This window comes from Vibrio jasicida 090810c, assembly GCF_002887615.1.
Lineage (GTDB): Bacteria > Pseudomonadota > Gammaproteobacteria > Enterobacterales > Vibrionaceae > Vibrio > Vibrio jasicida.
On record NZ_CP025793.1, the window covers coordinates 14,683 to 37,063 of the forward strand.

Genomic DNA, 22,381 nt, shown 5'->3' on the forward strand with positions numbered 1-22,381 from the left:
CTTTTCATGAAAACTAAAAAATACGGTTTGATGATGCTCGCCTTGTTCATTCTTGGCATCATCCCACTTTCGCTGTTTGCCTCGTATCACGATCTTACTTCTCACGTTTCTGATGGCACTGGTATTCTCTTTACTCTGCTAACCGATTCTGCGGGCAGTAAAGGCTTTTTGATCACTCTCACGCTGTTGGTGTTGTCGCTTTACCGCTACAAACCTAGCCAGTCTGATTGGATGCAAAAACTCTCCATGCTGGGATTGTTACTGGTGATTGGTTTTGCCAGCAAAACAGGCTTGAAGCTAATGACAGAAAGCCCACGTCCCTACACCGAATTGCTTGCTGCAGAGCAATTGATTGAGCATCCAGAAGCGTTTTATCAACTAGAAACAGCTCAGCAAGCGAGTGTGATTGGTGAGATCTCCGAAAAAGTCAGTGAATGGCGCACTCGCCACTGGCAAGGTGAAAAAGACTATTCCTTTCCATCTGGGCATACGATTTTCGTTTCTATCTGCTTAGCTTTCTTTGGTGGTTTGTTTTTGCAGAATAAGTGCTACTTCTCTGCCGCTACTCTATGGGTCTGGGCAATGGGCGTGGCGTACAGTCGTTTGTGGTTAGGTATGCACAGGATTGAGGATTTGATTGGTTCAGTGGTATTTGTCGCCATCGTGTTTACTTTGCTGCCAACATTTCAAATTACTAAAAAAGCGCCTTTCGTTGCCTTAGCGACCAAGTAAAGATCTGAAAAATAGATAAAAGAGAAGCCAGCAACTTGCTGGCTTCTTTAGTTTTGTATCTTAGGTTCTAGACCATGCTTAACCGTTCTTAGGCGGTGTGAATGCCGTTAGTTCTAGCACTGGACCTTCGTACTTCTCGATACGAACCAATGCAGAGTTAGCCGCACAACCGTTCGCAAGGCGAGAGGTTGGAATATCGAGCGTTAGAACGTTACAGCCACCGTTTTTACAGATGCCTGTTTTCGGGTCTAGATCTGGCCAACCACCTTCGTGAATACAAACAGAACCTTGCTTGATGCCATCGGTAACCAATGCACCAACCAGAACTTGACCACGGCCATTGAAGGCACGAACAAGATCGCCGGTCTTAATGCCACGCGCTTTTGCGTCTTCTGGGTGGATAGAAATCGGCTCACGGTCAGCAATCGCGTACTCTTCACGAATCTTCGCGTAGTTGAACTGGCTGTGCAGACGGTGTGCTGCGTGTGCTGTCATTAGCTGAAGCTCGCCATCCGTTGCATTACCTGTGTACTCTGTTGGCTCCATCCATGTTGGGTGTGGAGGACAGTCTTCTAGCTGGTAGCCTTCAATCGTCTTAGAGAAGATCTCGAACTTGCCACTTGGCGTACCTAGTGGGCTCATGATTGGGTTTTCACGGAATTCTGCGTAACGAACGAACTGAGCGTTCTTCTCGTTCCACTTCATTTCGATCAACTGGTTATCTTCCCAGAATTTGCTGAAGTTTGGCATTGCGATGCGTTGGCCACGACCGCCTTGTTGCGCCGCTTTGTAGAAGCCGTACAACCATTCCATTTCAGTCTTGCCTTCGGTGTAAACATCACGACCACCCGGAGCTAGAAGCTCTGACATATCCGCAAACACATCAAAGTCGTTACGCGCCTCGCCCTGAGGCTCAACCACTTGCTTCATTGGCACTAGGTGTTGGTTACTGTAGTCACCTGTCATGGTCATATCGTTACGCTCGAACGATGTGGTGATCGGTAGAACAATATCCGCGTGCTTCGCTGCCGCTGTCCAGTATGGTTCAGAGATAACGATAAGCTCTGGTTTTTGCCACGCTTTGATCAGACGGTTAGTGTCTTGGTGGTGAGTAAAGTTCGCACCGCCTGCCCACCAAATCATCTTGATCTCAGGGAACGTTAAGTCATGGCCATTGTGGTGGTAGCTCATGCCCGGATTTTCTAGTGCTTCAACAATACGTGCCACAGGGAACGCGTTAACAGAACCAGAAACAGCCCAGTCGTTACCTGCAGAAGAACCGCCGCCTAGAGACGCAGAAATAGCAGGAAGTACACCCGCATCACGTGAAGGGTTACCGCCGTTTGAGTAGTGGTAAGAGAAACCAAAACCACCACCCGGCAGACCAACTTGACCCAGCATGGTTGCTAGTGTTACCAGCATCCAGTGACGTTGCTCACCGTATTGCTGGCGCTGCATACCCCAGCCCGCCATTAGCATTGTGCGGTTTTTGCTGAAGATGTCTGCAAGCAGCTCAAGTTGCTTAACTGGCACGCCACAAATCTTAGATGCCCACTCTGCTGATTTCTCAACGCCGTCTTCTTTACCCATTAGGTAAGCTTCGAATACGTCGTAACCTGTGGTGTATTTTGCTAGGAATTCTTTGTCGTGCTTACCTTGTTTCACAAGCGTATGCGCGATACCCATCATCATCGCCACGTCCGTCATTGGGTGCGGAGCAATCCACTGTGCGTTGTCACCGAAGAACTCGATGGTTTCTGAACGCATTGGGTCGATAGCAATAACCGTCTTACCTGACTTCTTAAGCTGATGGAAGAACTCAAGGCCCGCACAGTCTGTTGAGCTCCAAGCGATTTTCAGTGTGTTGATTGGGTTAAGACCCCAAAGCACCACAACGTCACTGTGCTCAAGAACCACAGGGTAAGTCGTTTGCTGTTCGTAAACTTCAATAGAACCTACCACGTGCGGCATGATGACCTGTGCAGCACCTGTAGAGTAATCACCAAGGTGACCTGAGTAACCGCCCGCCATACTCATGTAACGTTGTAGAAGCGTTTGTGCTTTGTGCAACACACCACTTGAACGCCAGCCGTAAGAACCAGCAAACACAGATTCAGCACCGTGCTCTTTACGAATGCGCATGTGTTGTTCGTGAATCAGTTTGTAAACTTCATCCCAAGACACGCGAACGAATTCATCGCTACCACGCACGCCTTCTGGCGCTGATGGGTTTGCCAAGTAGCCTTTACGTACCATTGGGTACTTAACACGAGCTTTAGTATGAACTTGGTCAGGGCCCGTAGTTTGAAGACTGTTTGGTACCGTTTGTGGCAATGCGTTCGTGGTTGAAACCAGCTTACCGTCTTTTACTTCACACAGCATTGGACCCATGCGACCCGCTGTAAGTACACCTGAACCACGCTTATCAGACGCTAGTGCGCTCATTGGCGTCAATGAAGTGAAAGCCAGAGCACCAGCAGTTAGACCAGTGCCTTTTAGAAATCCGCGACGAGTTAAATTAGTCATAATCTTATCCTTCTATTTCTCTATTAGTGACCAACCACATCTTTCGCGTGGTGCTGGAAGAACTTAGTCAAAATTTCTAGGTTTTCTGCTGAAATATCAGTGCGATCACCCATACTCTTCGCTACAGGACCCCATGCGTTCACAGTAAAGTGATTTGAAGGAATTTTCGCGTGACAAGTTGCACAGTAAACATTGTCCAACTCTTCTGCGTATGACCAAACCGGCTCTAGCGTATCAACCACCGGAGAATCGATCGTTGCCGTTAGAGAAACAGGACGCCACTCGTTGCCGTATACGTCTGCTTTGAACTCGCCAGCTTCAACTGCTTGTTGGCCTTGTTCAGATAGTGTTGCAACAATCGCGCGTTGACCTTCACCCATGTAAAGCACTTGCTCAGCGCCTTTCATTTGGAATGCATTGATCTTAACGGTGCGGTTGTCACCTTCCGCTTTCACAACGTTCAGTTTGGTTGTTGGGTTCACTGTACCAAAATCACCCATGCTGATAGACGTCACTGGGTAAACCACTTTCGCGTCGGCTGCTGTTTTGGTTGTGAAGCTCATCAGTGTTTCAAACGCTTTGCTATCAAGTTCCGCTTCTGGAGCGAAGTGCGCTACACCTTTGTGACAGTCGATACACGTTTGGTCATTCGCTTTGCCGTATGCGTGCATCTTCGCCGCATCACGTGATTGCTCGAACTCTTCCATTGCATCGAAGTCGTGACAAGAACGACAGGTTGCCGAATCGTTTTCACGGAACTGCTCCCAAACCATCTCTGCAAGTTCAGTACGGTGTGCTTCGTACTTCTCTGGAGTGTCGATCTTACCTGTTACAAACTCATGGTAGATGTCTTTTGAAGCGCGGATCTTAGTGACCAAGTAATCCATTGGCTCTTTCGGAATGTGACAGTCCGAACATTCTGCGCGAATACCTTTGGCGTTACTGAAGTGCACTGAGCCTTGGTACTCTTTGTAAGGGATTTCCATAGAGTGACAAGAGAGACAGAACTCAGTGTCGGATGTGTAATGCATCACTGCTGCGGTGCCACCTAAAGTTAGCCAGCCCACACCAATACCCACTGCCACCATTGCGGCGATATAACGTTTTTTAATTGACATAATTAGAAATAAATACTCACAAATTCACATGCTTTGTCGCATATTTACCTCTTTAGTAGTATCTGGTAATTGATCTGAGTCATACGTACACCCTAGGTGGTGACTTATTTTTCGTTATTGAGAGACTCCTTGGCATATTCCATTTTTCTGAAAAATCTTTCTTGACCGAACCTATTCGCCATAACGATAGATGTTGTTTATCAAAGCACTTTTGATATGTTTGTGTGAGATATGAAAACTTGATCACATGGAGGCGATTCAAACGTGTTATCTCTACCCATTTCTACCCCAAGAACTGAGCTTAAACCGCTAACGAAAAGTGATTGGGATCTGTATCGCCGCTTAAGTAGCGAACCACAAATCATTGCACTTTGTTTTGACCCGCCGACCGAAGACGAAATGCGCCAAAAGTTCGAATCACGGCTACCTACATGGACACCGCAAAGCGAGCATTGGTTGTGTTTGGTGATTTATGAAAAACAAAGTGCACGACCAATCGGCATCACTGGCTTTGTATTGCAAAATGGTATTGCAGAAGTCGGGTATTTATTACTGCCAGAATTTTATGGCCAACAGTTTGGTACGGAATCCCTTACCGGTGTGATTGAGTGGGCGTTTGAGCAGCACAAGATTTCTCAGTTTTCCGCCACGGTCACAGAGGGCAATATTGGCTCTGAACGAGTGCTGGAAAAATGTGGCTTCACACTCACCGAGACCATCCCCGAAGCCTATGAAATAGGTGGGAGAAAGTACGCAGATAAGCTCTATTCATTACAAAAATAATATTCACGACAAAAATAAGGACGTGTTTTGCAGAAAGTAGTCATCATCACAGGCGCAAGCCGAGGCATCGGAGCCGCAACCGCCAAATTACTCGCCAAGCAAGGCTATGCCGTATGCGTTAACTATCGCGCGCAAACCAAGGCTGCCGCGCAAGTTGTTCGTGAGATTGAGGAGGTTAGCGGTAATGCCATCGCCATCAAAGCGGATGTTTCCGATGAGCAGCAGGTACTCTCATTGTTTGAACAAACCGAACAAGCTCTCGGAAAGGTCACTCATCTCGTCAACAATGTTGGCATCTTATTCACCCAATCTCGTCTTGCGGACATGAGCCTTGAGCGATTCCAAACTGTTATGAACGCTAATGTGACGAGCTGTTTTCTTTGTTGCCGAGAAGCAGCAAAACGATTTGAATCTGGCAATGCAATTGTTAATGTTTCTTCTGCTGCATCCCGCTCTGGTGCGCCATTTGAGTATGTTGATTACGCAGCCTCGAAAGGCGCAATGGATTCGCTCACCAAGGGATTATCTTTGGAGTTAGCAGAGCAAAACATCCGCGTAAACGGGGTTCGCCCCGGCTGCATTTATACCGATATCCATGCCGATGGCGGTGAGCCGAATCGAGTCGACAGGCTCAGTGAAAAAATCCCTCTTAAGCGAGGAGGCACGGTAGATGAAGTGGCCAATGCCATCGCGTGGCTACTCAGTGATGAAGCATCTTATGTCACAGGTTCGTTTATCGATCTAGCTGGCGGAAATTAAGGAACAGTAATGAAAATTAGATCAGCGACACCCGACGATCTCAATGCGCTCTTTGTATTAAACACGCAAATTAGCGAACTTCACTTTCGTCATGCGCCACACACTTTTGTTCCACCTTCTGAAGAAGACAGAGCCTTTCTCGCAGATGCGCTGGCCGATGATGCTCGATTGGTGCTCATAGCCGAAGAAGGTCAACAGGCACTTGGCTTTATCACTGCGACCATTACCCAAAATGAAACTATCAGCTTTTTAATCAAAGACCCGATTTGCCGTATTGGCACCATCGTCGTCGATGAAAATCAGAAGTCAAAAGGTGTTGGCCGAGCCTTAATGACGGCCGTTGAGCAGTGGGCACGCGAGTCAGGTGCAACTCAAGTCCGCTTGGAAGTCATGGAGTTTAACCACAATGCGCAGCAGTTTTACGACAAACTGGGCTTTGTTCCCAACTCCCGTCTTATGATGAAATGTTTGTAACGATCACGGCATTTAAGCGAATTTCACCGTTAAAGCTAACGTGAATCGCATTTATCTTTCGCGCTTCCCTTCCCTTTTCGAAAAGACGATATGATGTACGGATATACCCAAGTGACTTCAAGATGCAGGATTCAGAGCGAGTTGACTTGGGTATAAAGGAGATTCGAACATGATTTATCTTTTCGATTGGGGAAACACCTTGATGGTCGATTTTCCTCACGCACATGGAAAAATGTGCGATTGGGAACACGTTGAAACCGTTCCTCAAGCCAAAGAGACTCTGGCTCAACTCACACAACATCACCAAGTTTATATCGCGACCAGCGCATCAGATTCCGCGATGGAAGATGTGCAAAAAGCCTTTCAACGAGTCGGGCTCGACCAATACCTTTCTGGCTACTTTTGCTTTGCCAACCTTGGGATTGCCAAGAATCAGCCTGGTTTTTATCTTGCGGTCGCAAAACAATTGGGCGTTGAGCCGAGCCAACTTACTATGGTTGGCGACTTGCCAGAAAAAGACATTTACCCAGCAATGGACGCAGGGTTAAACGTCATTTGGTTCAACCCTAAAAACCTCCCTGCGCCAAGTAAACCAATCCCAAATCAAATACGTTGTTTGTCCGAGTTGCTAAGCACCTAACCGACATACGCACAAATACACTTGAGCCACTAAACTTTATGCACCAATCAAGGAAGATGAATGCAGATTAGACCGATTACCGTCAACGACATTGACCACTTTATTTCGCTCTGGAATCGCGTTTATGAGGAAGGAGAATACTTACGCTCGCCAGCGCCAGACAAAACGATGCTGAGTGAGGTGATCACTCGTGTAGAAAAAGAATCCATTCCCCAGTTTGTGGCCTTCGATGGAAAACGCCTAGTTGGCAGCGTTGAAATCTTTCCAGCCGAAATGTGTGGCTATGAAGGAGGAGAATTCGCTAAGACGGGCATTCTTGGCATCCATATTGACCGCCACTATCGAAACCAAGGGTTAGGAAAGAAGCTACTTACCACCGCCATTCAAAGCGGTTGGCAATATGGCTATGACACTATTGCGTTGAATGTTTACAAGACCAACCACCCTGCGATTGCTCTGTATGAGAAGTTTGGCTTCGGGCATTGTGGCGAATTAGGTGAAGTGCTGCTGCCCAATGGGAAATATCTAATGAGCCAAAAAATGGTGTTGAAACGCACATAGACTGACAGAAAATTCTTTTTCATCTAACCGTTCGCTATACTAAATAAGTTGACCAATTTCACTGAGCCGATGATGATTACATTCCAAACTTTAGCGCCCAACCAAATTCCAATGGCTTTATTGCTAGAGGCCGATCCAGACCAAGATAACGTCAAGCATTATCTAGAAGAATCACTGGGATTTGTCGCGTTAGAAGGAAAAAAGATCATTGGTGCTTGTGTCGTTTTGCCTTTATCTGGATCTTCTATTCAAGCTGAAATCATGAATGTATCTGTAGAACCAACACATCAACAGCAAGGGATTGGCACTCAATTATTGCGTACTGTGATTGATGAACTGAAGATGCAATCATACGAAAAGTTGGTGCTGGGCACAGGAACCTTTGGTTATCAACTGACTTACTATCAACGCTTGGGTTTCAGGGTAGAGAGCGTGGATAAAGATCACTTCTTACTCCACTACCCAGAACCAATTTGGGAAAACGGTATCCAGCACAAAGACATGCTACGTCTGTATCTAGACCTTTAAACATAAAGGCTTAGTTAGCTTTTCATATCCAACTTTTTACCCAAGTATTCAATTTCAAAAATCGCATACCCAAGCTGTACCGCTTCAAAAGAGTACATAAGGTTTTGCGCCTGCTGGGCATCTTTCGCCAATACGGCAACGGAGTAAATCGGACGCTCAACACCATTCTCCAACACTTGGGTATTGATGTAAGACGACGTGACTAAGCCAGAGTTGTTCAAGCTGATCACTCGCTGCAAATCGACACCCAATACACGGTCCATTTCTAACGCCTCAATGCCCTCTTTCCAACGTAACGTCACACTGTAGTTATCACTTTCTGGCGTGTTATCTAACCATTTGGCACCTAGTGGTTGAATGCTCGCGATCTTCACCAAGTCTTGCTGGTACATAGGTAAGTCCTGCAATTTAGTGGCAACTTCCGCTTCGTTATCTGCCGACAACACGAAACGCAGGATCTGTACTGGTTTACCATCAATACTGCTTGGTAAAACAAACATGTCTTTCACATCACCTTGTTCGATCAGTTGGCTAAAAGCGGCTTTCTGCTCTGGCAGTGTTTTGAGAACCTGTTCCGAATCATTAGTGTTCCAAGCCAGTTCCACACCGTAATCAGCAGCAAAGCTAGAGAAAGAAGCCACAGTCAGCGTGCTTAATAGAATGAGTTTTTTCATAAGGTTACCTTTTCACTTAACGATTTTCTTTTTTGCTTCAATATAAATTCAATGTTGTGGATCGCTTGATTACCAACGACTGCGGTATGCACGATGGCAGCTTCGGCAAGTGCTCTGAGCCTGCTTAAGTCCTGCCTCAGCCGATGAAATTTGTTGGTTCTGCGCAGCTTGATACAACTGTGCAAACCCTTCATCCATTTGAAGCATCAAGCGATTGAAGTTATCTGGTTTGCTCCACACTTCTTTCTTCGCTTTGCTCTCAGCTTGGCTTCCCTCTGGAAACGCTTGTTGCAGCTGTACGCTATGACGAGTGAGTTCAAGACCAATCTGCTCTAGTGCGTGCCAATCGGTATTGCTGCCTTTCAATGTCTTGCCGGCTTGTTTCGACAGGGACTCTATTTGCTCAAATGCATTCTGACGCGATTCAATTTGAGCGCTGAAGTCTTGGGCAAGCACTGTTGTTGATACAAAGATGGTCGGTAAAAGTGCAATCAGTGCCAATGTCTTTTTCATTTCATACTCCTGGTTTTTCGTTCTTGCTGTGTGGCTGCGAATAAATTTACACAACAATCATTGCGTGCGCAACTGTTGTTGTGTAAGTTACTGTAAAGAAGATCATCACACCGAGAAAAGATCGAGGTAATTATGAAAATTTGGGATTTAGCAACGCGACTTTATCACTGGGCTCAAGCCTTACTGTTTATAGCCTTGATGGCATCTGGATTGTCTGGCAATGGGCCCCATGTTCAATTGGGGTTAGCGTTATTCACTTTGTTGTTATGGCGATTGACTTGGGGAGTTATCGGCAGCGAAACCAGTTTGTTTCGACAGTTTCTCCGCTCGCCTAAAGGTGTCATTACTTACTTAAAAGGTAAATCGGCGGCGACTGTGGGTCATAACCCTGCTGGCGGCTGGATGGTGGCAGCACTGCTGACGACATTGCTGCTTCAATGCATCTCGGGAATGGCGCTTGGCGGCTTATTCGATACGTGGCCGTATTCCGATGTTTGGCTTAACGACAACATCTTTGCAGGGCTCGAGTGGTTACACCTGACCTTGGCCGATCTTTTGCCTTTACTGATCGCCTTACATGTTGGTGCGATCCTTTTCTATAAACTAAGAGGTAAACCCTTGTTGAAAGCGATGATCACAGGTAAACAAACCCAAATGAACAAGCAGGCGCTCATCACCGAACAGAAAATTATCTATCTCGCGCCGCAAAGCCGTGCTTTAGGGGTGCTAGTTGCTGCAACATTGGTTACCATGGCAATCGTTGCTTTATCATAAGAGTAAGAAAATGAGCGAACAGTTTGACAGACAAGACAGCTTTGGCTGGATGATCAATGTCGTTGCACATGATGCAGCGAAGCGATTTGAAGCCGAGCTCAAAAAGCACGGACTTACCGTTGCACTTTGGCCGACCATGATGTGTTTGTGGGAAGAAGAAGGCGTGACGCAGCGCGATATCGCAGCGAAATCTAAGGTAGAAAACTCGACCACGACTCGTACCTTAGACAAGTTGGAGAAGTTAGGTTTGGTAGAGCGCCATCCCGATCCAAACAGCCGCCGCTCGTTCCGTATTTATCTAACGGAAGAGGGACGAAGCCTCAAAGAAACCTTGTTGCCAATTCCACTGGCCGTCAACAAAGAGTTGATGAGTCCATTAGAGCCAGCAGAGCAAAAAGAGATGCTTCGCTTGCTAAAAAAGTTGGTCGCAGATATTTAGCGCTTCGCTAAGTTTTTCCAACCTAAAAATAAACAAAGCCCTAAGTTCTGCACTTGGGGCTTTGTACTTTTCTGCTCGCGTCAGTTTGCTTGATGTCTAGCAACCTTCTGTAACATGGCCTCGTATCACCGACTGCGTCGACGCTTGATTAACATAATAGAAATAGCACGCTTCACGTTTCAAGGTGTACCCTTGCGGCCAAATATACACCACACGATCTAATCCCGAATGATCAGCGAACTGATACTCCGGAATCGCGACAAAATGGGCACTGTTTGGGAATTGATTCCCCATGATGCAAAAATCGCTGCCTTTACACGGCTTATCAATAGGTGAATTGCCTTTGGCAGGCAGACCAACCTCTAACAACGCTCGTATGCTATTTGCACTGGCTTCTGGCATCCCACCGAGCATGTTCACTTGATGATCAATGTACGTCATTTGTCGGCGCTCCTGCGCATCATCAATCATCACTTTGGCATGGAAGAACTTAAGAGACGTCCCCAGAGAAGACTGCGAACTGTGCAGCATAGAAACGTAAGCTTGGCGGTGAATATCGAGCAGAATTGGCAAGGCAGCGAGAGCGATGGAACCTAAGGTTGCTAAGACGATGGTGATTTCCATCAACGTAAATCCTTTTGTTTTCACTTTCGACTCTCAGCATACAGACAGATTATAGGGGTTCGCTCCCACATCCATGTGAGAACCGAGCCAATATATCGCTGAAATTACGCAGAGAAACGCACAAATGATAAGAAAAAACGGGGGAATCAAGAACTTGAGAGTGACCGCCAAATTACATTGAAACGAGCGGCTAAAGTAACGTAAAAATTCGACTGAATTCAAAACCTTGAAGCACACCAAAAACCAATAAGTGTCTGTTTCTAAAATAAGAATTCAGCTCAGTTAATACTTTTTATGTATTCAAAAATGTCATTTACTTGCTTTTCACTCAGCACAGATTTGAATGGTGGCATTGCACCGCTTTGACCATTCTCCCCTTCCAATACCATCCCTATTAACTCCACTTTTGTTCCGAATGGATTGGTCAGTTCATCAAAAATATTATCAGGTTTGATGTTCATCGCCTTAGCCACCAATCCATCACCATGCCCTTTATCACCATGACAAGAGACACAGTAAGATTCAAAGTGCTGCTTACCCGCAGCAAGATCCTCTTAGCCATATTGGTGGTCAGCAAACCATTTGTAACCCGCAAAACCAGAACAGGAAGCCAGTAATAACAAAGCTGCAGAGAAAAAGAATTTGCGCATGAGAGCCCCTTGCCTTCGTTTAATCAATGAAGACAAGGTAACGAGGGAGATGTCGAAAAAGTGTTGATTAGGCGTTGAGCAACGGCACGTTATTGCGGATTAAACCTCGGCGTACGCTGGTGCACATTTTGCCAAATCGACGGATTTCATCAAATTGAGGCGTGATACCACGGTCCATTGCAGATTCCCAATAGCTCAGTTCAGAATCGACCATTTCCAACAGTTTTTTAGGGCAACCAATGCATTTACCCTCAGGGCCGCAAACAAAGGTCTCCGATTCATAAATCGGCAATTCTGCTTTCACTTGTTCAATGATATTGCGCATCGCGCTCATTCGATCTGGCTTGACGGTCATCATCCGACTCCACAAACATTTAAGGAGCCGGATTGTACTCTCTGGCACGCAAATATCCCTACCTAATTTAGGTATATTTTACGTTTCTGCTTTGCAACCTTTGATTTAAACATTGGTAGCTCAGGCTTTTTCACCACTAAGTAGACCGCCGTCGCCGCTAATACAAAGCCAATAATGCCCATCCAATCAAACGACTCACCGAAGGCAAACCAAGCTTGAAGCGCCGTGGTCGGAGGCACAAGGTAGAACACAGAAGCAACACTCGATGCCGCGCCATTCTTCACCATGTACAGCAGCAACAGAATCGCCACACAAGACAGCACGACCACAAGCCAGATTAAGGTGAGAATGAATTCCGTCGTCCATTGCACCTGCATGGTTTCAAACTGTATCGCGATTGGCAGGAACATGGCCAATGCCGCTAAATACTGCACGGTCGCGCCGCCTACCATATCCACTTGTTGGCAATATTTCTTTTGATACAAAGTGCCAAGCGTAATACCAAACAATGACGACAAGCACACACCAATCGCTAAGGTTTTGTGCAAATCGGATTGCCACTCCATCTTACCCATAAGCACCATAGCAATACCGACAAAACCCAAGGACAAACCAATCCACTGTGATGGTTTGAACTGCTCAGAAGCAAACGCCACCAGCAATACGGCCGTCAAAATAGGTTGTATCCCGACGAGTAGCGAACTTAAGCCCGCAGGCATTCCCAAACTGATGGCGAAGTACGTTCCACCGAGGTAAAAGCCGTGAATCAATATCCCGACAACGCAGCTGTGCCAAAAGTCTTTTCCCGTTGGAATACGACGGCGCAGAAAGGCAACAATCACCAGAAACAGCAGGACATTAAACGCCATGCGAATCGACAACAAGGTCGCAGGCTCGGCATACTGCAAACCAAATCGCGCACCAACAAATCCAGAAGCCCAAAGGATCACGAACACAAAAGGAATGGCTCTGATTAACATGATTCGCCCTCACTCTACTTACTTTTAAATCTTGAATGTTTTTAATCTCGAATGTTGCTAATGTAGTTAGGTACAGTGTTTTCAAAAAGTGACAGATGGAAGTGTTTTTATGGGTACAGATTTAGCAAGTACACTTGATGCCAATAAGTATTTGATCGTCGAGAAGCATCTCAAACAAGCGATCAGCAATGGGGTTTATCAGCCAGACGACAAGTTGCCCTCCATCCGTCAATTGAGCACTGAACTCAAGGTAAGCAAGAACACGGTGATCCGCGCTTATCAGGAACTAGAAGCACAAAGCATGGTTTACTCGGTGCCAAAATCCGGTTATCGAGTAAAGCCAACCGAGCGACATGAAGCCAAGATTGCTAAGCCTACGCGTGTGGATTTGCTCTCGGTGTGCAAACAAATCCTTACCTATCCCGAGTATCAAGAGCTGCTTCCGACTGGCTCAGCACACCCGAACATCGACGCGCCAGCCATCAAAAGCCTGTATGCCGAAATTGGCCGCCAGAGCCGCCAACAAAGTCATATTTCCAGTCATTATCAACTGCCACCGGGTGATGACTTGTTGGTCAAACAGCTGGCGAAGATCACCCAAGATCTGGGAACGCCGGCAAACGTGGATGATCTTTTGGTTACCCATGGAGCACAGCAAGCGATCAGTCTTGCCCTTAGAGCAACAACACAGACTGGAGATATTGTGGCGGTAGAATCGCCCTGCTATTTCGGCAACTTGTTGATGCTCGAATCTCTCGGTTTACAAGTGGTCGAGATCCCTAGCTGCCCTCGTGATGGTATGGATCCAGACGCGCTGGAAAAAGCCATGGCAACGTGGGAGATCAAAGTCATTATTGTCACGCCAAACTTCACCAACCCAACAGGCTCAATGATGCCCCTTGAAAGGCGAGAGCGACTGCTTAAGGTTTCTGGAGATATTCCAATCATTGAAGATGACGTGTTTGGCGCGTTGAGTTACGACGAACCCTTGCCAAGCTTGCGCAAATTGGACGAGAAACAACGGGTGATTTACGTCAACTCGTTATCGAAAACGCTCGATTCACGCCTTCGTATTGGTTGGATGCTAGCGGGACGTTATCGCGCTCAAGTCGAGCAATACCTGTTATGTGAAAACATGGGCAGTTTGAACTTGATGCAATCGGCGGTGGGCACTTTCCTAACCTCAGGCAAATACCGCACTCACACTTCGCGTATGTGCCGTGTTTACCAAGCCAACGTGAGACGATATTTGCAGATGCTCAACCAATGCTTAGATGCACACTTTGAACTAAAAAACCGCTACCAAATCAATGCAGTACAAGGTTCATTCTTGCTTTGGTTACGCTTGCCACCCAAAACTGACAGCTATGCGCTTTATCAAGCCTGTAACGAACACAAAATCAGTATCCTGCCCGGCTCGGTATTTGGCACTCAGGGACAGTATCAAAACTGCATTCGTCTCAGCGTCGCGAACTTTGGAGCGGAGAAAAACTGGATCCCTGCGATGGAAACGCTAGCAACACTGATTGCTCAACACGCTAAATAGTCGCTCCAGACAATTCGTTCCAAGCATTCCGTTCCAAACATTCAGCACCAGAAACAACAAAGCCTCCGCAATTGGGAGGCTTTGATTTGAGTTCTCTGAGCTAGTTGCTCAACCAAACACAGAGTGTTAGCGAGGTAATTGCCACAATCTGGCTACGTTTTCAGCCAAGTTCGCAAGGTTCACGTCGGCTTCTTCCATAGCTTCTGGCAAACTCATTGCGCGTGGTACACATACAAATACTGCGTCAATGCCGCACTCGTAGACTGCTTGGAAGTTATCACCTGTGCAACCAGCTAGGGCAATGACAGGCAAACCATATTCTTTCGCCACTTTCGCCACACCCATTGGTGTCTTGCCATGCACAGTTTGGTGATCAATACGGCCTTCGCCAGTAAAGACAATATCAGCGTCTGCTACGTGCTCTGCGAGCTTTACGGTTTCTAGCACAATCTCAATACCCGGCTTAAGTCGTGCAGGTAGGTAACCAAGTAACGCCGCGCCCATACCACCGGCGGCTCCTGCGCCTTTTTGAGTCAGCACATGCTTGCCTGTCACTTGCTCTGTCAGTTCACCGTATTTGCTTAGAGCAGAATCTAACAGCTCCACATCCGCCGGCGTCGCACCCTTCTGTGGGCCAAAAATCGCTGACGCGCCTTTCTCGCCACACAATGGGTTGTCCACATCGCATGCCACCAGCACTTCGCAGTCCGCTAAGCGAGCGTCAAGCCCAGACACATCAATGCTTGCTAGCGCAACTAAACCGCCACCGTTAGGAGTGATTGGCTGACCTGCACTGTCTAGAAACTTAACACCTAAAGCCGCCAGCATACCCGTGCCGCCGTCATTGGTTGCGCTGCCACCCAAGCCGATGATCAAGCGTTGAATACCGCGATCAAGCGCATTTAGAATTAACTGACCGGTACCAAAGCTGCTGGTGTTTTTCGGGTCACGTTGCTCACTTGGCACAAGGTGCAAACCACTTGCCTCTGCCATTTCGATTACTGCGGTTTCACCGTCACCTAGAATGCCATAAAACGCCTCGACATCATTGCCAAGTGGGCCTTTTACGGTCACGAAAACCTGCTCGCCCTCAGTCGCATCAATCAAAGATTGAACTGTCCCTTCACCGCCATCAGCAACAGGTACCGTAACGAATTCTGCATCGTGCCAAACACGAGACAAACCGCTCTTGATCGCGTCACTCACTTGTTTGGCGGTCAAGCTCTCTTTAAACGAATCTGGGGCAATCACAACTTTCATTTCATTCTCCTGAAAACAGCACGCTGCGAGCGACAAGTCGCAGGTCATCAATGTGGCTATTCTCACTTAAAAACTTGGCATATTCTTTAGTCAAACATCCAAACAATACTGACTATGCTTGAATTATTTTGTGCATTTGCACAACTAGCTAATTTAGCTTTCTTAACTGGCTTGCGATATACAGCTCGGTCAATCCCGTAAAATCTTGCGTCGAGATACCCGTCACTTCACTGATTCTATCCAGACGATATCTCAGGGTATTTCTATGAATATACAATGCCTTAGCGCAGTCATTGGCGTTACCATTGGCTTGAAAATACGCCTCTAAGGTTTTTATCAACTGTCCAGATTTGTCTGCCGAAACCAAAGCTGCCATCGCTTGAGCGAGTTGTTCACCTTGCCAAGAATCGGCTAAAGGGGCGAGTAACACAGGTAAGCGATATTCAGAGAAGCTAAGCATAGTTTTTTCTGGATGAGAGCGACGACCGACAGCAAGCACCTGCTTGGCACTTTGGTAAGAGAGAGGAAGCTGCTGTGCGCCATCAAAACGTTGCCCAATCGCGAGACGGACATCATCAATCTGATTGGCCGTTAAGCGGCGCTGAATACTCTCCAGCACACTTTGGTCGCTATTCGAAGAAGAGGAACGTAAAGACTTGAGAACAACAATTTCATTCATCGACATGATCGCCACCAACGGCTTATCTTCAGAGCGATACAACACGTCAACAACGCCGCGCACGCTGTTCAAACTAACAGGAGCATTCTCTGCTTTAAGCTCGATCACGACAGCAACTCGTGGTGTTGTTAAATCGATGGAAAGACGCTGCGCCCAATCGTGGTGCTCAGAATCACTAAGTTGTTGGTTCAACCATGCTGAGACACACTCTTCTTGATGGCGGCGGTCCCATTGCAATTGCTCCACCAGCGAAGCTTGTTCAATCGTCAGTTCTGCTGTCATCTTCACTAACTGAGCGAACGCTCGGATGTGTTCAGGGTTGCCAGTCACACCCACCACGCCCACCACTTCACCTTTAAAGTGCAGCAGCATATTGATGCCCGGTTTCACGCCTTGTAATGATTGGCAACTTTGCTCATCCAACTCTAACGAGTCACCATGATTCAGCGCCAGCACTGCACCATCGTGCTTTTGACCAATACGCTCAGCATCGCCGCTGCCAATAATGGTTCCTGCCGCGTTCATTACATTGATGTTATGACCAATGATCGACATGGTGCGATCGACGATTTGCTGCGCGAGTGTGTGGTCGAGAATCACCATTTCCGTTCCTAAAATCTCCACGATTAAGGCGTCAATAAATCACACTTTGTCTTCTATCGCCATGATATTGAACTGATATCGACGCCAAAGTGTTATACCGACCAATTAACCTTAAATAAACTATGGTTATTAACCCAAAAAGTCCTTCATCACTGCTTATACTTATAACCGAGCCACCCAAGTTTTTGTGCTTGGCGCGACTTGAACCGACAACCAAACAGTGACCGGAGGGAAACCATGGAACTGCGGAACAAGGCGGGCGACATTGCCAAAATTGCTGACAACCTCACCCTGAAAGAAATTACCGAGATGGGCTACACCGTTGATCTATGCGATGAAGCTTTTGACCCAGGCGAGCATTGGAAAGCAGAAGGGCAAACGCAAGGTATGGGCGAATACCCTGAGCAATAGTCTCTAAATACGCTTCAAAAAGACAATATACCCAAATGACTTCAAGATGCAGGATTCAGAGCGTTGTCACTGATTCCCTATTTACCGAAAGCAAGCAAGGAAAACAACGCAGCGTAATAGCAAGTTGTTTGACGATGAAATTGCGTCAGTGACACGATCCCAAAGGGCGAGTTGCCTTGGTTCGTATGCTTCGTTAACAATTTTTGATTTAGAACCACTAGATCTTCAAATTGTTGCCTCGCCTTCAAACCAAGTCATTCTCGCTGAACCTAACACCTTGAAGCTACTTGGGTATAACCTTTCAGCCGAGTGAGTCATCGCTCGGCTTATTCATCATCTAGTTGCTCGTAGACCACTTCCCCTCTCAACACCGTCATGAGGACGCGACCTTGGGCGATGTCTTCCGCTTTCAGTTGGGTGATGTCTTGATCCAATACAGCAAAGTCTGCCGATTTCCCGATATCGATTGAGCCAATTTCCTTTTCTAAACCCAAGCTGTAAGCCGGATGAATCGTGTAGGCATCAATCGCAGCTGAGACGTTTGGCAATCCGGTTTCGCCCATCACCAAGCTATTGGAGATGCCAACCAATGGATTCAAATCATGCACATTCCAATCGCTGCTTAACGTCACGTTAGCTTTGGCATTGTAAAGCGCACGCAGGTTCATTAAGGCTCTGGCTCGCTTACCGCCTAAGAAGGCTTCTGCCCATTGGTGATCGTGATAAGCCACATAATCGGAGCCAACTTGAAAGTCTGCCGTGACACCTAACTTGGCGAACCTTGGCACGTCTTTGCTGTTGACCAATTCGACATGCGTCAAAGTGTAACGTCTCTGATTGCCCTGACTGCGCACCTTCTCAATTGCATCGAGTGATTCACGAATACCACCATCACCGATAGCATGAATGTGCGCGCTGTAACCGAGTTTATCGAGCTTGCTTAGCCATTCGGGCATTGCTTGTGGCGAAATGTAATTCAGCCCATAGGGAGAATCTGGCAGGTAAGTATCAAGATAAGGCGCAAGGGTTTTTGCTGTACCATTGATGAAGATGCCATCACTGTACATTTTGACTTGGTTCACCAGCAATAAGCGAGAAGTATCGTCGGACTGAATGCCTTTCAAATACGACAGCTGAGAGTCCATGCTGTCAGTCGGATAAATCCATGGTCGCAAAGAGACGCGAGCGGTCAGATCACCTCGTTTTTCACTCTCCTTCCACACTTCATACCAACCTCGCTTCCAGTACATTCGCCCATCACCAATTGTGGTAATGCCGTAAAGCGCGGCTTCTTCTAAACCAGTCAACAAACCTTGGTAGCTCACCGCAAATTGCGCACTCATGCTGTTCCAAGCCAGTTCCATCACTACATCACCGGCGTTATCCAACAAGATTCCATTCAACTCGTCTGTATCCGGATCTTTGAGAATACGACCGCCTTGCGGATCGGGTGTGCTTTTATCAATATTCGCCGCTTTCAGCGCAGCCGAGTTCACCCACATCGAATGAGAGGTTTGCTCCATTAACACCACCGGCGTCTCAGGAAATACCTCATCGATCACTTCGAGAGGCGTGCGTTGGTTTTCTTCCGATAAGGTCGCATCAAGCGTAAAACCGTATCCCATCAACCATTCGCCATCTTGGACAAACTCTTTACAGTCTTGCAGTTGTGGGATTTGCTCATCCAACAAGGTGCCAGCTTGCAATAAGCACGTACCGCCTGCTTCGGAAGCCGCCTCAAACACATGATTGTGGTTATCGACAAAACCTGGCAACAAGTAGGTATCAGTCAAATCCACCACTTCCGTGCCTTCACCAACCCACATTTGTGCCTTAGCTTTATCGCCAACAAAAGCAATCCGTCCATGATGCACGGCAACAGCGTCTGCTTTTGGATGACCATAAATACCAGCGTTGATGTACACCACGTCTGCGGTTTGCTCAGCAGCATTCGCCCACGCGCTAAATACAGGCAGCAACGCAGCACCAAGAATCAGTCTATGAGGAGTTAACATGACACCTTCCGTTGTATTCGCTAACACATTGAGTATATGCAAATTGGTTTAGTTTGCTGATGATGTCGTAATTTCTGCGGGGTTGGTTTAAAAGTACAAAACAACAGACCGTATAATGAAAAGGTGAACAATGCGACGATACGACCAAGGCGATTTATGTCCTCATTGTGGTTTGATCATCATGATGCCAACCGACCTCTCAAACCAATGTTTAGGGTGTGGTAAAGAGATCAATCAGCATCAAGAATCGGATGAAGACGAGTAAGGCGCAGGTCTTACTCTGATTTGCTCGCTTGTGTTTCCTTCACAAATAAGTACATCTCTTCAAGGTAATTGCCATTTGCGCAGCCCCAGTCACTCACTTCAATAAATTCTTTGAGTAACTGATGACTCTCATCGCGAATCAGTTTTTGGCGAAATGAGTTCCATCGAGCCAATTCCAAGCGGTTCTTATCAGATACATAGTGGTCGCCATAGCTTTCAATAAGCTTGTTGTAGGCGCTCCAACGTTCTTCTGGCGTCACTCCTTCACTCATAATGACGGCGCAGTTTTCCTCGATATTAAAAACTTGGTCATTGGTTGGTGTTGTCGCTGAACATCCCACCAAGGTTAGCCCCATTGTTAGAGCTGCGATTCTTGTTTTCATTATTGTTTTCCTTACTTTCAGCACCACTGCGAAAGACCGAATTTTATAAATAGAGAACGGCCATTACTAATCAAAAACGGAAAAATTTTGTGACTGACGTCTGCACATGTAAAAAGTGCGGTAAATTCCTGTTTACAAGCCATAAACATGACAAATGGATTTCGCATTCCTTTCTGCTGCTCATGCGTGCCATAATCAATGACGATAAAAACCTCAATAAAGCAAACATTTGAAGGATCAAAATGACTGCAACGGAATACCTAAACGACCTAAACCAACGTTACCTCGCTATCCATCGCACCAAAGAAGATTTCTTTTGGGAGACGTACATGGGCATCAGCGACGACCACGATGGTTCGACAAAAGCACAAACCGCTTGGACCAATTTCTTAAGCAACGCCGAACAAATCTCAGCTATCAAAGCGCAACTTGAAGCAGCTGAAACAATCACAGATCCACAAGAGAAACAGCAAACGCAAATTGGTCTGCAAGGCTGGTTAGCAACGTTTGAGTCGCATGCAATTGAAGGCGAACAAGCTCAAGCGCAAAAAAATGATCTGATTGCATTTGAAGCCGAGTTGTTCGAGAAAAAGCAAAATCACGTTCTGACGTTTACCAATGAAAACGGTGAACAAACCGAGGGCTCTTTGCCAGTATTGTCGTCGACCATTCGCGCCAATAATCACGAAGAAGTGCGTCAGTCCGCGCACCAAACGCTGCTCGACCTTGAGCAATGGTTGCTACAAAACGGCTTTATTGAGCTGATCAAACTGCGTAACCAATTCGCACGTTCTTTGGGCTACGAAACCTTCTTTGACTACTCAGTGAAGAAGACAGAAAAGATGAGCTCAGAGCAACTGTTCAGCATCTTGGATGACTTTGAACAACGCACGCGTGATGCCCACCTAAGCAGCTTGGCAAACCTTGCTGAGCAGAAAGGTCAAAGCGCACTGACTGGCTACAACTTTGTGTACTCGTTCGCGGGTGATGTCATGCGTGACTTAGACCCGTACGTACCGTTCTCAAAGTCGCTACGTCGCTGGGTGGAATCATTCGGTCGTCTTAACATCGAATACTCAGGCGCAGAGCTGACGCTAGACCTACTTGACCGCAAAGGCAAATACCCGAACGGTTTCTGCCATGGTCCTATCCCATCGTTCTACAACCAAGGCGAATGGGTTGCCGCGCAGGTGAACTTCACCAGTAACGCGAAACCAGACCAAGTGGGCAGCGGCTACGATGGCATCAATACTCTGTTCCACGAAGGCGGTCACGCTGCGCACTTCGCTAACGTTAAGATGAACGCGCCGTGTTTCTCTCAAGAATTCGCACCAACTTCCATGGCATACGCAGAAACACAATCTATGTTCTGTGACAGCCTGTTGACCGATGCCGATTGGCTAAAACAATACGCGTTGGACGCAGAAGGTAATCCAGTACCAGATGAGATCATTCAAGCGATGATCAACAGCCGTCAGCCATTCAAAGCGTACGAAGAACGCAGCATTTTGGTTGTGCCGTATTTTGAACGTGCACTTTACCAATTAAGCGATGAAGAACTGACGCCAGAGCGCATCACTAAGCTGGCACGCGATTGTGAAAAGCAAATTCTTGGTTTGGAATGCAGCCCACGCCCATTGATGGCGATTCCACACCTTCTGTCTGATGAAGCAGCATGTGCCTACCACGGTTACTTGCTAGCACACATGGCGGTTTACCAGACTCGCGCTTACTTCCTCGACAAGTTTGGCTACCTGACTGACAACCCAGAGATTGGTCCGCTACTGGCGAAACATTACTGGCATGCGGGTAACCACCTATCGCATAACGAAACTATCGTTAGCCTAACGGGTGAAGGCTTTAACGCTAAGTATCTGGCAGACGTGTGTAACCTATCGCCAGAACAAGCATGGGAAGTTCAGCAGAAGAAAATTGCCTCGCTGCAAACTCGTGAACGTGCTCCGGTAGCGTCTTTAAATGCCAGCATCAAGGTGGTAGATGGCAGCAAAGAGCTTGCGAGCAATACGGTCTCAGACGAGCAGATGTGTGAGCAGTTTGAGCGCTACATCCAAGAGACTTACGGTCGATAA

The 22,381-nt window shown here is 47.0% G+C and carries 24 protein-coding genes and 1 pseudogene; 13 read left to right on the forward strand and 12 right to left on the reverse strand.

Translation table 11 applies throughout. From position 1 onward, the window contains the following. Positions 1-6 precede the first annotated feature (6 nt). Complete coding sequence (locus tag C1S73_RS17600; RefSeq protein ID WP_038868197.1) at positions 7-732, forward strand: phosphatase PAP2 family protein; 726 nt, start codon at positions 7-9, stop codon at positions 730-732. Positions 733-810: 78 nt separating this feature from the next. Here C1S73_RS17600 and C1S73_RS17605 read toward each other — a convergent pair whose 3' ends face one another. Together C1S73_RS17605 and C1S73_RS17610 are read right to left on the reverse strand one after the other, a co-directional pair. Then, positions 811-3,258 (reverse strand): molybdopterin guanine dinucleotide-containing S/N-oxide reductase, encoded by a 2,448-nt coding sequence (locus C1S73_RS17605; RefSeq protein ID WP_038868196.1) that lies wholly within the window; start codon positions 3,256-3,258, stop codon positions 811-813. Between the two features lie 23 nt (positions 3,259-3,281). Beyond that, entirely contained in the window at positions 3,282-4,376 is a 1,095-nt protein-coding gene (locus tag C1S73_RS17610) for a NapC/NirT family cytochrome c (RefSeq protein ID WP_009706835.1), read from the reverse strand. A 264-nt stretch (positions 4,377-4,640) separates the two neighbouring features. Here C1S73_RS17610 and C1S73_RS17615 point away from each other — a divergent pair, with 264 nt between their 5' ends. The 6 genes from C1S73_RS17615 to C1S73_RS17640 all read left to right on the forward strand — a co-directional run bounded on the left by C1S73_RS17615 (position 4,641) and on the right by C1S73_RS17640 (position 8,121). Then, entirely contained in the window at positions 4,641-5,159 is a 519-nt protein-coding gene (locus tag C1S73_RS17615) for a GNAT family N-acetyltransferase (RefSeq protein ID WP_038868194.1), read from the forward strand. A 27-nt stretch (positions 5,160-5,186) separates the two neighbouring features. Continuing rightward, positions 5,187-5,918 carry an SDR family oxidoreductase gene (locus C1S73_RS17620; RefSeq protein WP_038868193.1) on the forward strand — a complete coding sequence of 244 codons (732 nt, stop codon included), beginning with the start codon at positions 5,187-5,189 and terminating at the stop codon, positions 5,916-5,918. A gap of 9 nt (positions 5,919-5,927) precedes the next feature. Next, positions 5,928-6,392 carry a GNAT family N-acetyltransferase gene (locus C1S73_RS17625; protein WP_038868191.1) on the forward strand — a complete coding sequence of 155 codons (465 nt, stop codon included), beginning with the start codon at positions 5,928-5,930 and terminating at the stop codon, positions 6,390-6,392. 169 nt (positions 6,393-6,561) lie between these two features. Beyond that, positions 6,562-7,032: an HAD family hydrolase gene (locus tag C1S73_RS17630; protein ID WP_038868189.1), complete on the forward strand. Its 471-nt coding sequence runs from the start codon at positions 6,562-6,564 to the stop codon at positions 7,030-7,032. Between the two features lie 60 nt (positions 7,033-7,092). Next, positions 7,093-7,593, forward strand: a complete 501-nt coding sequence (locus tag C1S73_RS17635; protein ID WP_038868187.1) for a GNAT family N-acetyltransferase — start codon at positions 7,093-7,095, stop codon at positions 7,591-7,593. Between the two features lie 72 nt (positions 7,594-7,665). Beyond that, positions 7,666-8,121, forward strand: coding sequence for a GNAT family N-acetyltransferase (locus C1S73_RS17640; RefSeq protein WP_038868185.1), 456 nt, complete (start codon positions 7,666-7,668; stop codon positions 8,119-8,121). A gap of 14 nt (positions 8,122-8,135) precedes the next feature. Here the strand turns inward: C1S73_RS17640 and C1S73_RS17645 are convergent, their stop codons facing one another. After that, positions 8,136-8,795: a hypothetical protein gene (locus C1S73_RS17645; protein ID WP_038868182.1), complete on the reverse strand. Its 660-nt coding sequence runs from the start codon at positions 8,793-8,795 to the stop codon at positions 8,136-8,138. Between the two features lie 69 nt (positions 8,796-8,864). Then, a complete protein-coding gene (locus tag C1S73_RS17650; protein ID WP_038868181.1) occupies positions 8,865-9,308 on the reverse strand; it encodes a c-type cytochrome in 444 nt (147 codons plus the stop codon). 132 nt (positions 9,309-9,440) lie between these two features. Here C1S73_RS17650 and C1S73_RS17655 point away from each other — a divergent pair, with 132 nt between their 5' ends. Both C1S73_RS17655 and C1S73_RS17660 read left to right on the forward strand, forming a co-directional pair. After that, complete coding sequence (locus C1S73_RS17655; RefSeq protein ID WP_038868179.1) at positions 9,441-10,082, forward strand: cytochrome b/b6 domain-containing protein; 642 nt, start codon at positions 9,441-9,443, stop codon at positions 10,080-10,082. Between the two features lie 10 nt (positions 10,083-10,092). After that, positions 10,093-10,521, forward strand: a complete 429-nt coding sequence (locus C1S73_RS17660; protein ID WP_038868177.1) for a MarR family winged helix-turn-helix transcriptional regulator — start codon at positions 10,093-10,095, stop codon at positions 10,519-10,521. Positions 10,522-10,617: 96 nt separating this feature from the next. Here C1S73_RS17660 and C1S73_RS17665 read toward each other — a convergent pair whose 3' ends face one another. The 4 genes and pseudogenes from C1S73_RS17665 to C1S73_RS17680 all read right to left on the reverse strand — a co-directional run bounded on the left by C1S73_RS17665 (position 10,618) and on the right by C1S73_RS17680 (position 13,130). Continuing rightward, entirely contained in the window at positions 10,618-11,145 is a 528-nt protein-coding gene (locus C1S73_RS17665; protein WP_038868175.1) for a hypothetical protein, read from the reverse strand. A 278-nt stretch (positions 11,146-11,423) separates the two neighbouring features. Beyond that, positions 11,424-11,684: pseudogene (locus C1S73_RS28145) on the reverse strand (c-type cytochrome); the annotation flags it as partial. 178 nt (positions 11,685-11,862) lie between these two features. Next, positions 11,863-12,150, reverse strand: a complete 288-nt coding sequence (locus C1S73_RS17675) for a hypothetical protein (RefSeq protein WP_009706824.1) — start codon at positions 12,148-12,150, stop codon at positions 11,863-11,865. A gap of 62 nt (positions 12,151-12,212) precedes the next feature. Further along, positions 12,213-13,130, reverse strand: a complete 918-nt coding sequence (locus C1S73_RS17680) for a DMT family transporter (RefSeq protein ID WP_038868173.1) — start codon at positions 13,128-13,130, stop codon at positions 12,213-12,215. 109 nt (positions 13,131-13,239) lie between these two features. Between C1S73_RS17680 and C1S73_RS17685 the strand changes: the two genes are divergently transcribed. Then, positions 13,240-14,676 carry an aminotransferase-like domain-containing protein gene (locus tag C1S73_RS17685; protein ID WP_038868171.1) on the forward strand — a complete coding sequence of 479 codons (1,437 nt, stop codon included), beginning with the start codon at positions 13,240-13,242 and terminating at the stop codon, positions 14,674-14,676. Positions 14,677-14,802: 126 nt separating this feature from the next. On the opposite strand, the gene C1S73_RS17690 is transcribed toward C1S73_RS17685, so the two are convergent. Beyond that, entirely contained in the window at positions 14,803-15,936 is a 1,134-nt protein-coding gene (locus tag C1S73_RS17690; protein ID WP_038868169.1) for a glycerate kinase, read from the reverse strand. 148 nt (positions 15,937-16,084) lie between these two features. Further along, entirely contained in the window at positions 16,085-17,218 is a 1,134-nt protein-coding gene (locus C1S73_RS17695; protein WP_038868167.1) for a sugar diacid recognition domain-containing protein, read from the reverse strand. A gap of 237 nt (positions 17,219-17,455) precedes the next feature. On the opposite strand from C1S73_RS17695, the gene C1S73_RS17700 reads away from it, so the two are divergent. Then, positions 17,456-17,629, forward strand: a complete 174-nt coding sequence (locus C1S73_RS17700; RefSeq protein ID WP_009706819.1) for a hypothetical protein — start codon at positions 17,456-17,458, stop codon at positions 17,627-17,629. A 326-nt stretch (positions 17,630-17,955) separates the two neighbouring features. Here C1S73_RS17700 and C1S73_RS17705 read toward each other — a convergent pair whose 3' ends face one another. Next, positions 17,956-19,644, reverse strand: coding sequence for an amidohydrolase (locus tag C1S73_RS17705; protein WP_038868164.1), 1,689 nt, complete (start codon positions 19,642-19,644; stop codon positions 17,956-17,958). A 130-nt stretch (positions 19,645-19,774) separates the two neighbouring features. Here C1S73_RS17705 and C1S73_RS28215 point away from each other — a divergent pair, with 130 nt between their 5' ends. Then, positions 19,775-19,909 carry a hypothetical protein gene (locus C1S73_RS28215; protein WP_258070912.1) on the forward strand — a complete coding sequence of 45 codons (135 nt, stop codon included), beginning with the start codon at positions 19,775-19,777 and terminating at the stop codon, positions 19,907-19,909. 10 nt (positions 19,910-19,919) lie between these two features. Here C1S73_RS28215 and C1S73_RS17710 read toward each other — a convergent pair whose 3' ends face one another. Then, positions 19,920-20,291: a hypothetical protein gene (locus tag C1S73_RS17710; RefSeq protein ID WP_033005074.1), complete on the reverse strand. Its 372-nt coding sequence runs from the start codon at positions 20,289-20,291 to the stop codon at positions 19,920-19,922. Between the two features lie 242 nt (positions 20,292-20,533). On the opposite strand from C1S73_RS17710, the gene C1S73_RS17715 reads away from it, so the two are divergent. Further along, positions 20,534-22,381: a M3 family metallopeptidase gene (locus tag C1S73_RS17715; protein WP_038868159.1), complete on the forward strand. Its 1,848-nt coding sequence runs from the start codon at positions 20,534-20,536 to the stop codon at positions 22,379-22,381.

What these genes read in the sequence shown, in the direction of transcription:
- C1S73_RS17600 (WP_038868197.1), top strand. Translation starts at nt 7, where the DNA reads ATGAAAACTAAAAAATACGGTTTGATGATGCTCGCCTTGTTCATTCTT.
- C1S73_RS17605 (WP_038868196.1), bottom strand. Translation starts at nt 3,258, where the DNA reads ATGACTAATTTAACTCGTCGCGGATTTCTAAAAGGCACTGGTCTAACT.
- C1S73_RS17610 (WP_009706835.1), bottom strand. Translation starts at nt 4,376, where the DNA reads ATGTCAATTAAAAAACGTTATATCGCCGCAATGGTGGCAGTGGGTATT.
- C1S73_RS17625 (WP_038868191.1), top strand. Translation starts at nt 5,928, where the DNA reads ATGAAAATTAGATCAGCGACACCCGACGATCTCAATGCGCTCTTTGTA.
- C1S73_RS17630 (WP_038868189.1), top strand. Translation starts at nt 6,562, where the DNA reads ATGATTTATCTTTTCGATTGGGGAAACACCTTGATGGTCGATTTTCCT.
- C1S73_RS17635 (WP_038868187.1), top strand. Translation starts at nt 7,093, where the DNA reads ATGCAGATTAGACCGATTACCGTCAACGACATTGACCACTTTATTTCG.
- C1S73_RS17640 (WP_038868185.1), top strand. Translation starts at nt 7,666, where the DNA reads ATGATTACATTCCAAACTTTAGCGCCCAACCAAATTCCAATGGCTTTA.
- C1S73_RS17645 (WP_038868182.1), bottom strand. Translation starts at nt 8,795, where the DNA reads ATGAAAAAACTCATTCTATTAAGCACGCTGACTGTGGCTTCTTTCTCT.
- C1S73_RS17650 (WP_038868181.1), bottom strand. Translation starts at nt 9,308, where the DNA reads ATGAAAAAGACATTGGCACTGATTGCACTTTTACCGACCATCTTTGTA.
- C1S73_RS17655 (WP_038868179.1), top strand. Translation starts at nt 9,441, where the DNA reads ATGAAAATTTGGGATTTAGCAACGCGACTTTATCACTGGGCTCAAGCC.
- C1S73_RS17660 (WP_038868177.1), top strand. Translation starts at nt 10,093, where the DNA reads ATGAGCGAACAGTTTGACAGACAAGACAGCTTTGGCTGGATGATCAAT.
- C1S73_RS17665 (WP_038868175.1), bottom strand. Translation starts at nt 11,145, where the DNA reads ATGGAAATCACCATCGTCTTAGCAACCTTAGGTTCCATCGCTCTCGCT.
- C1S73_RS17675 (WP_009706824.1), bottom strand. Translation starts at nt 12,150, where the DNA reads ATGACCGTCAAGCCAGATCGAATGAGCGCGATGCGCAATATCATTGAA.
- C1S73_RS17680 (WP_038868173.1), bottom strand. Translation starts at nt 13,130, where the DNA reads ATGTTAATCAGAGCCATTCCTTTTGTGTTCGTGATCCTTTGGGCTTCT.
- C1S73_RS17685 (WP_038868171.1), top strand. Translation starts at nt 13,240, where the DNA reads ATGGGTACAGATTTAGCAAGTACACTTGATGCCAATAAGTATTTGATC.
- C1S73_RS17690 (WP_038868169.1), bottom strand. Translation starts at nt 15,936, where the DNA reads ATGAAAGTTGTGATTGCCCCAGATTCGTTTAAAGAGAGCTTGACCGCC.
- C1S73_RS17695 (WP_038868167.1), bottom strand. Translation starts at nt 17,218, where the DNA reads ATGGTGATTCTCGACCACACACTCGCGCAGCAAATCGTCGATCGCACC.
- C1S73_RS17700 (WP_009706819.1), top strand. Translation starts at nt 17,456, where the DNA reads ATGGAACTGCGGAACAAGGCGGGCGACATTGCCAAAATTGCTGACAAC.
- C1S73_RS17705 (WP_038868164.1), bottom strand. Translation starts at nt 19,644, where the DNA reads ATGTTAACTCCTCATAGACTGATTCTTGGTGCTGCGTTGCTGCCTGTA.
- C1S73_RS28215 (WP_258070912.1), top strand. Translation starts at nt 19,775, where the DNA reads ATGCGACGATACGACCAAGGCGATTTATGTCCTCATTGTGGTTTGATC.
- C1S73_RS17710 (WP_033005074.1), bottom strand. Translation starts at nt 20,291, where the DNA reads ATGAAAACAAGAATCGCAGCTCTAACAATGGGGCTAACCTTGGTGGGA.
- C1S73_RS17715 (WP_038868159.1), top strand. Translation starts at nt 20,534, where the DNA reads ATGACTGCAACGGAATACCTAAACGACCTAAACCAACGTTACCTCGCT.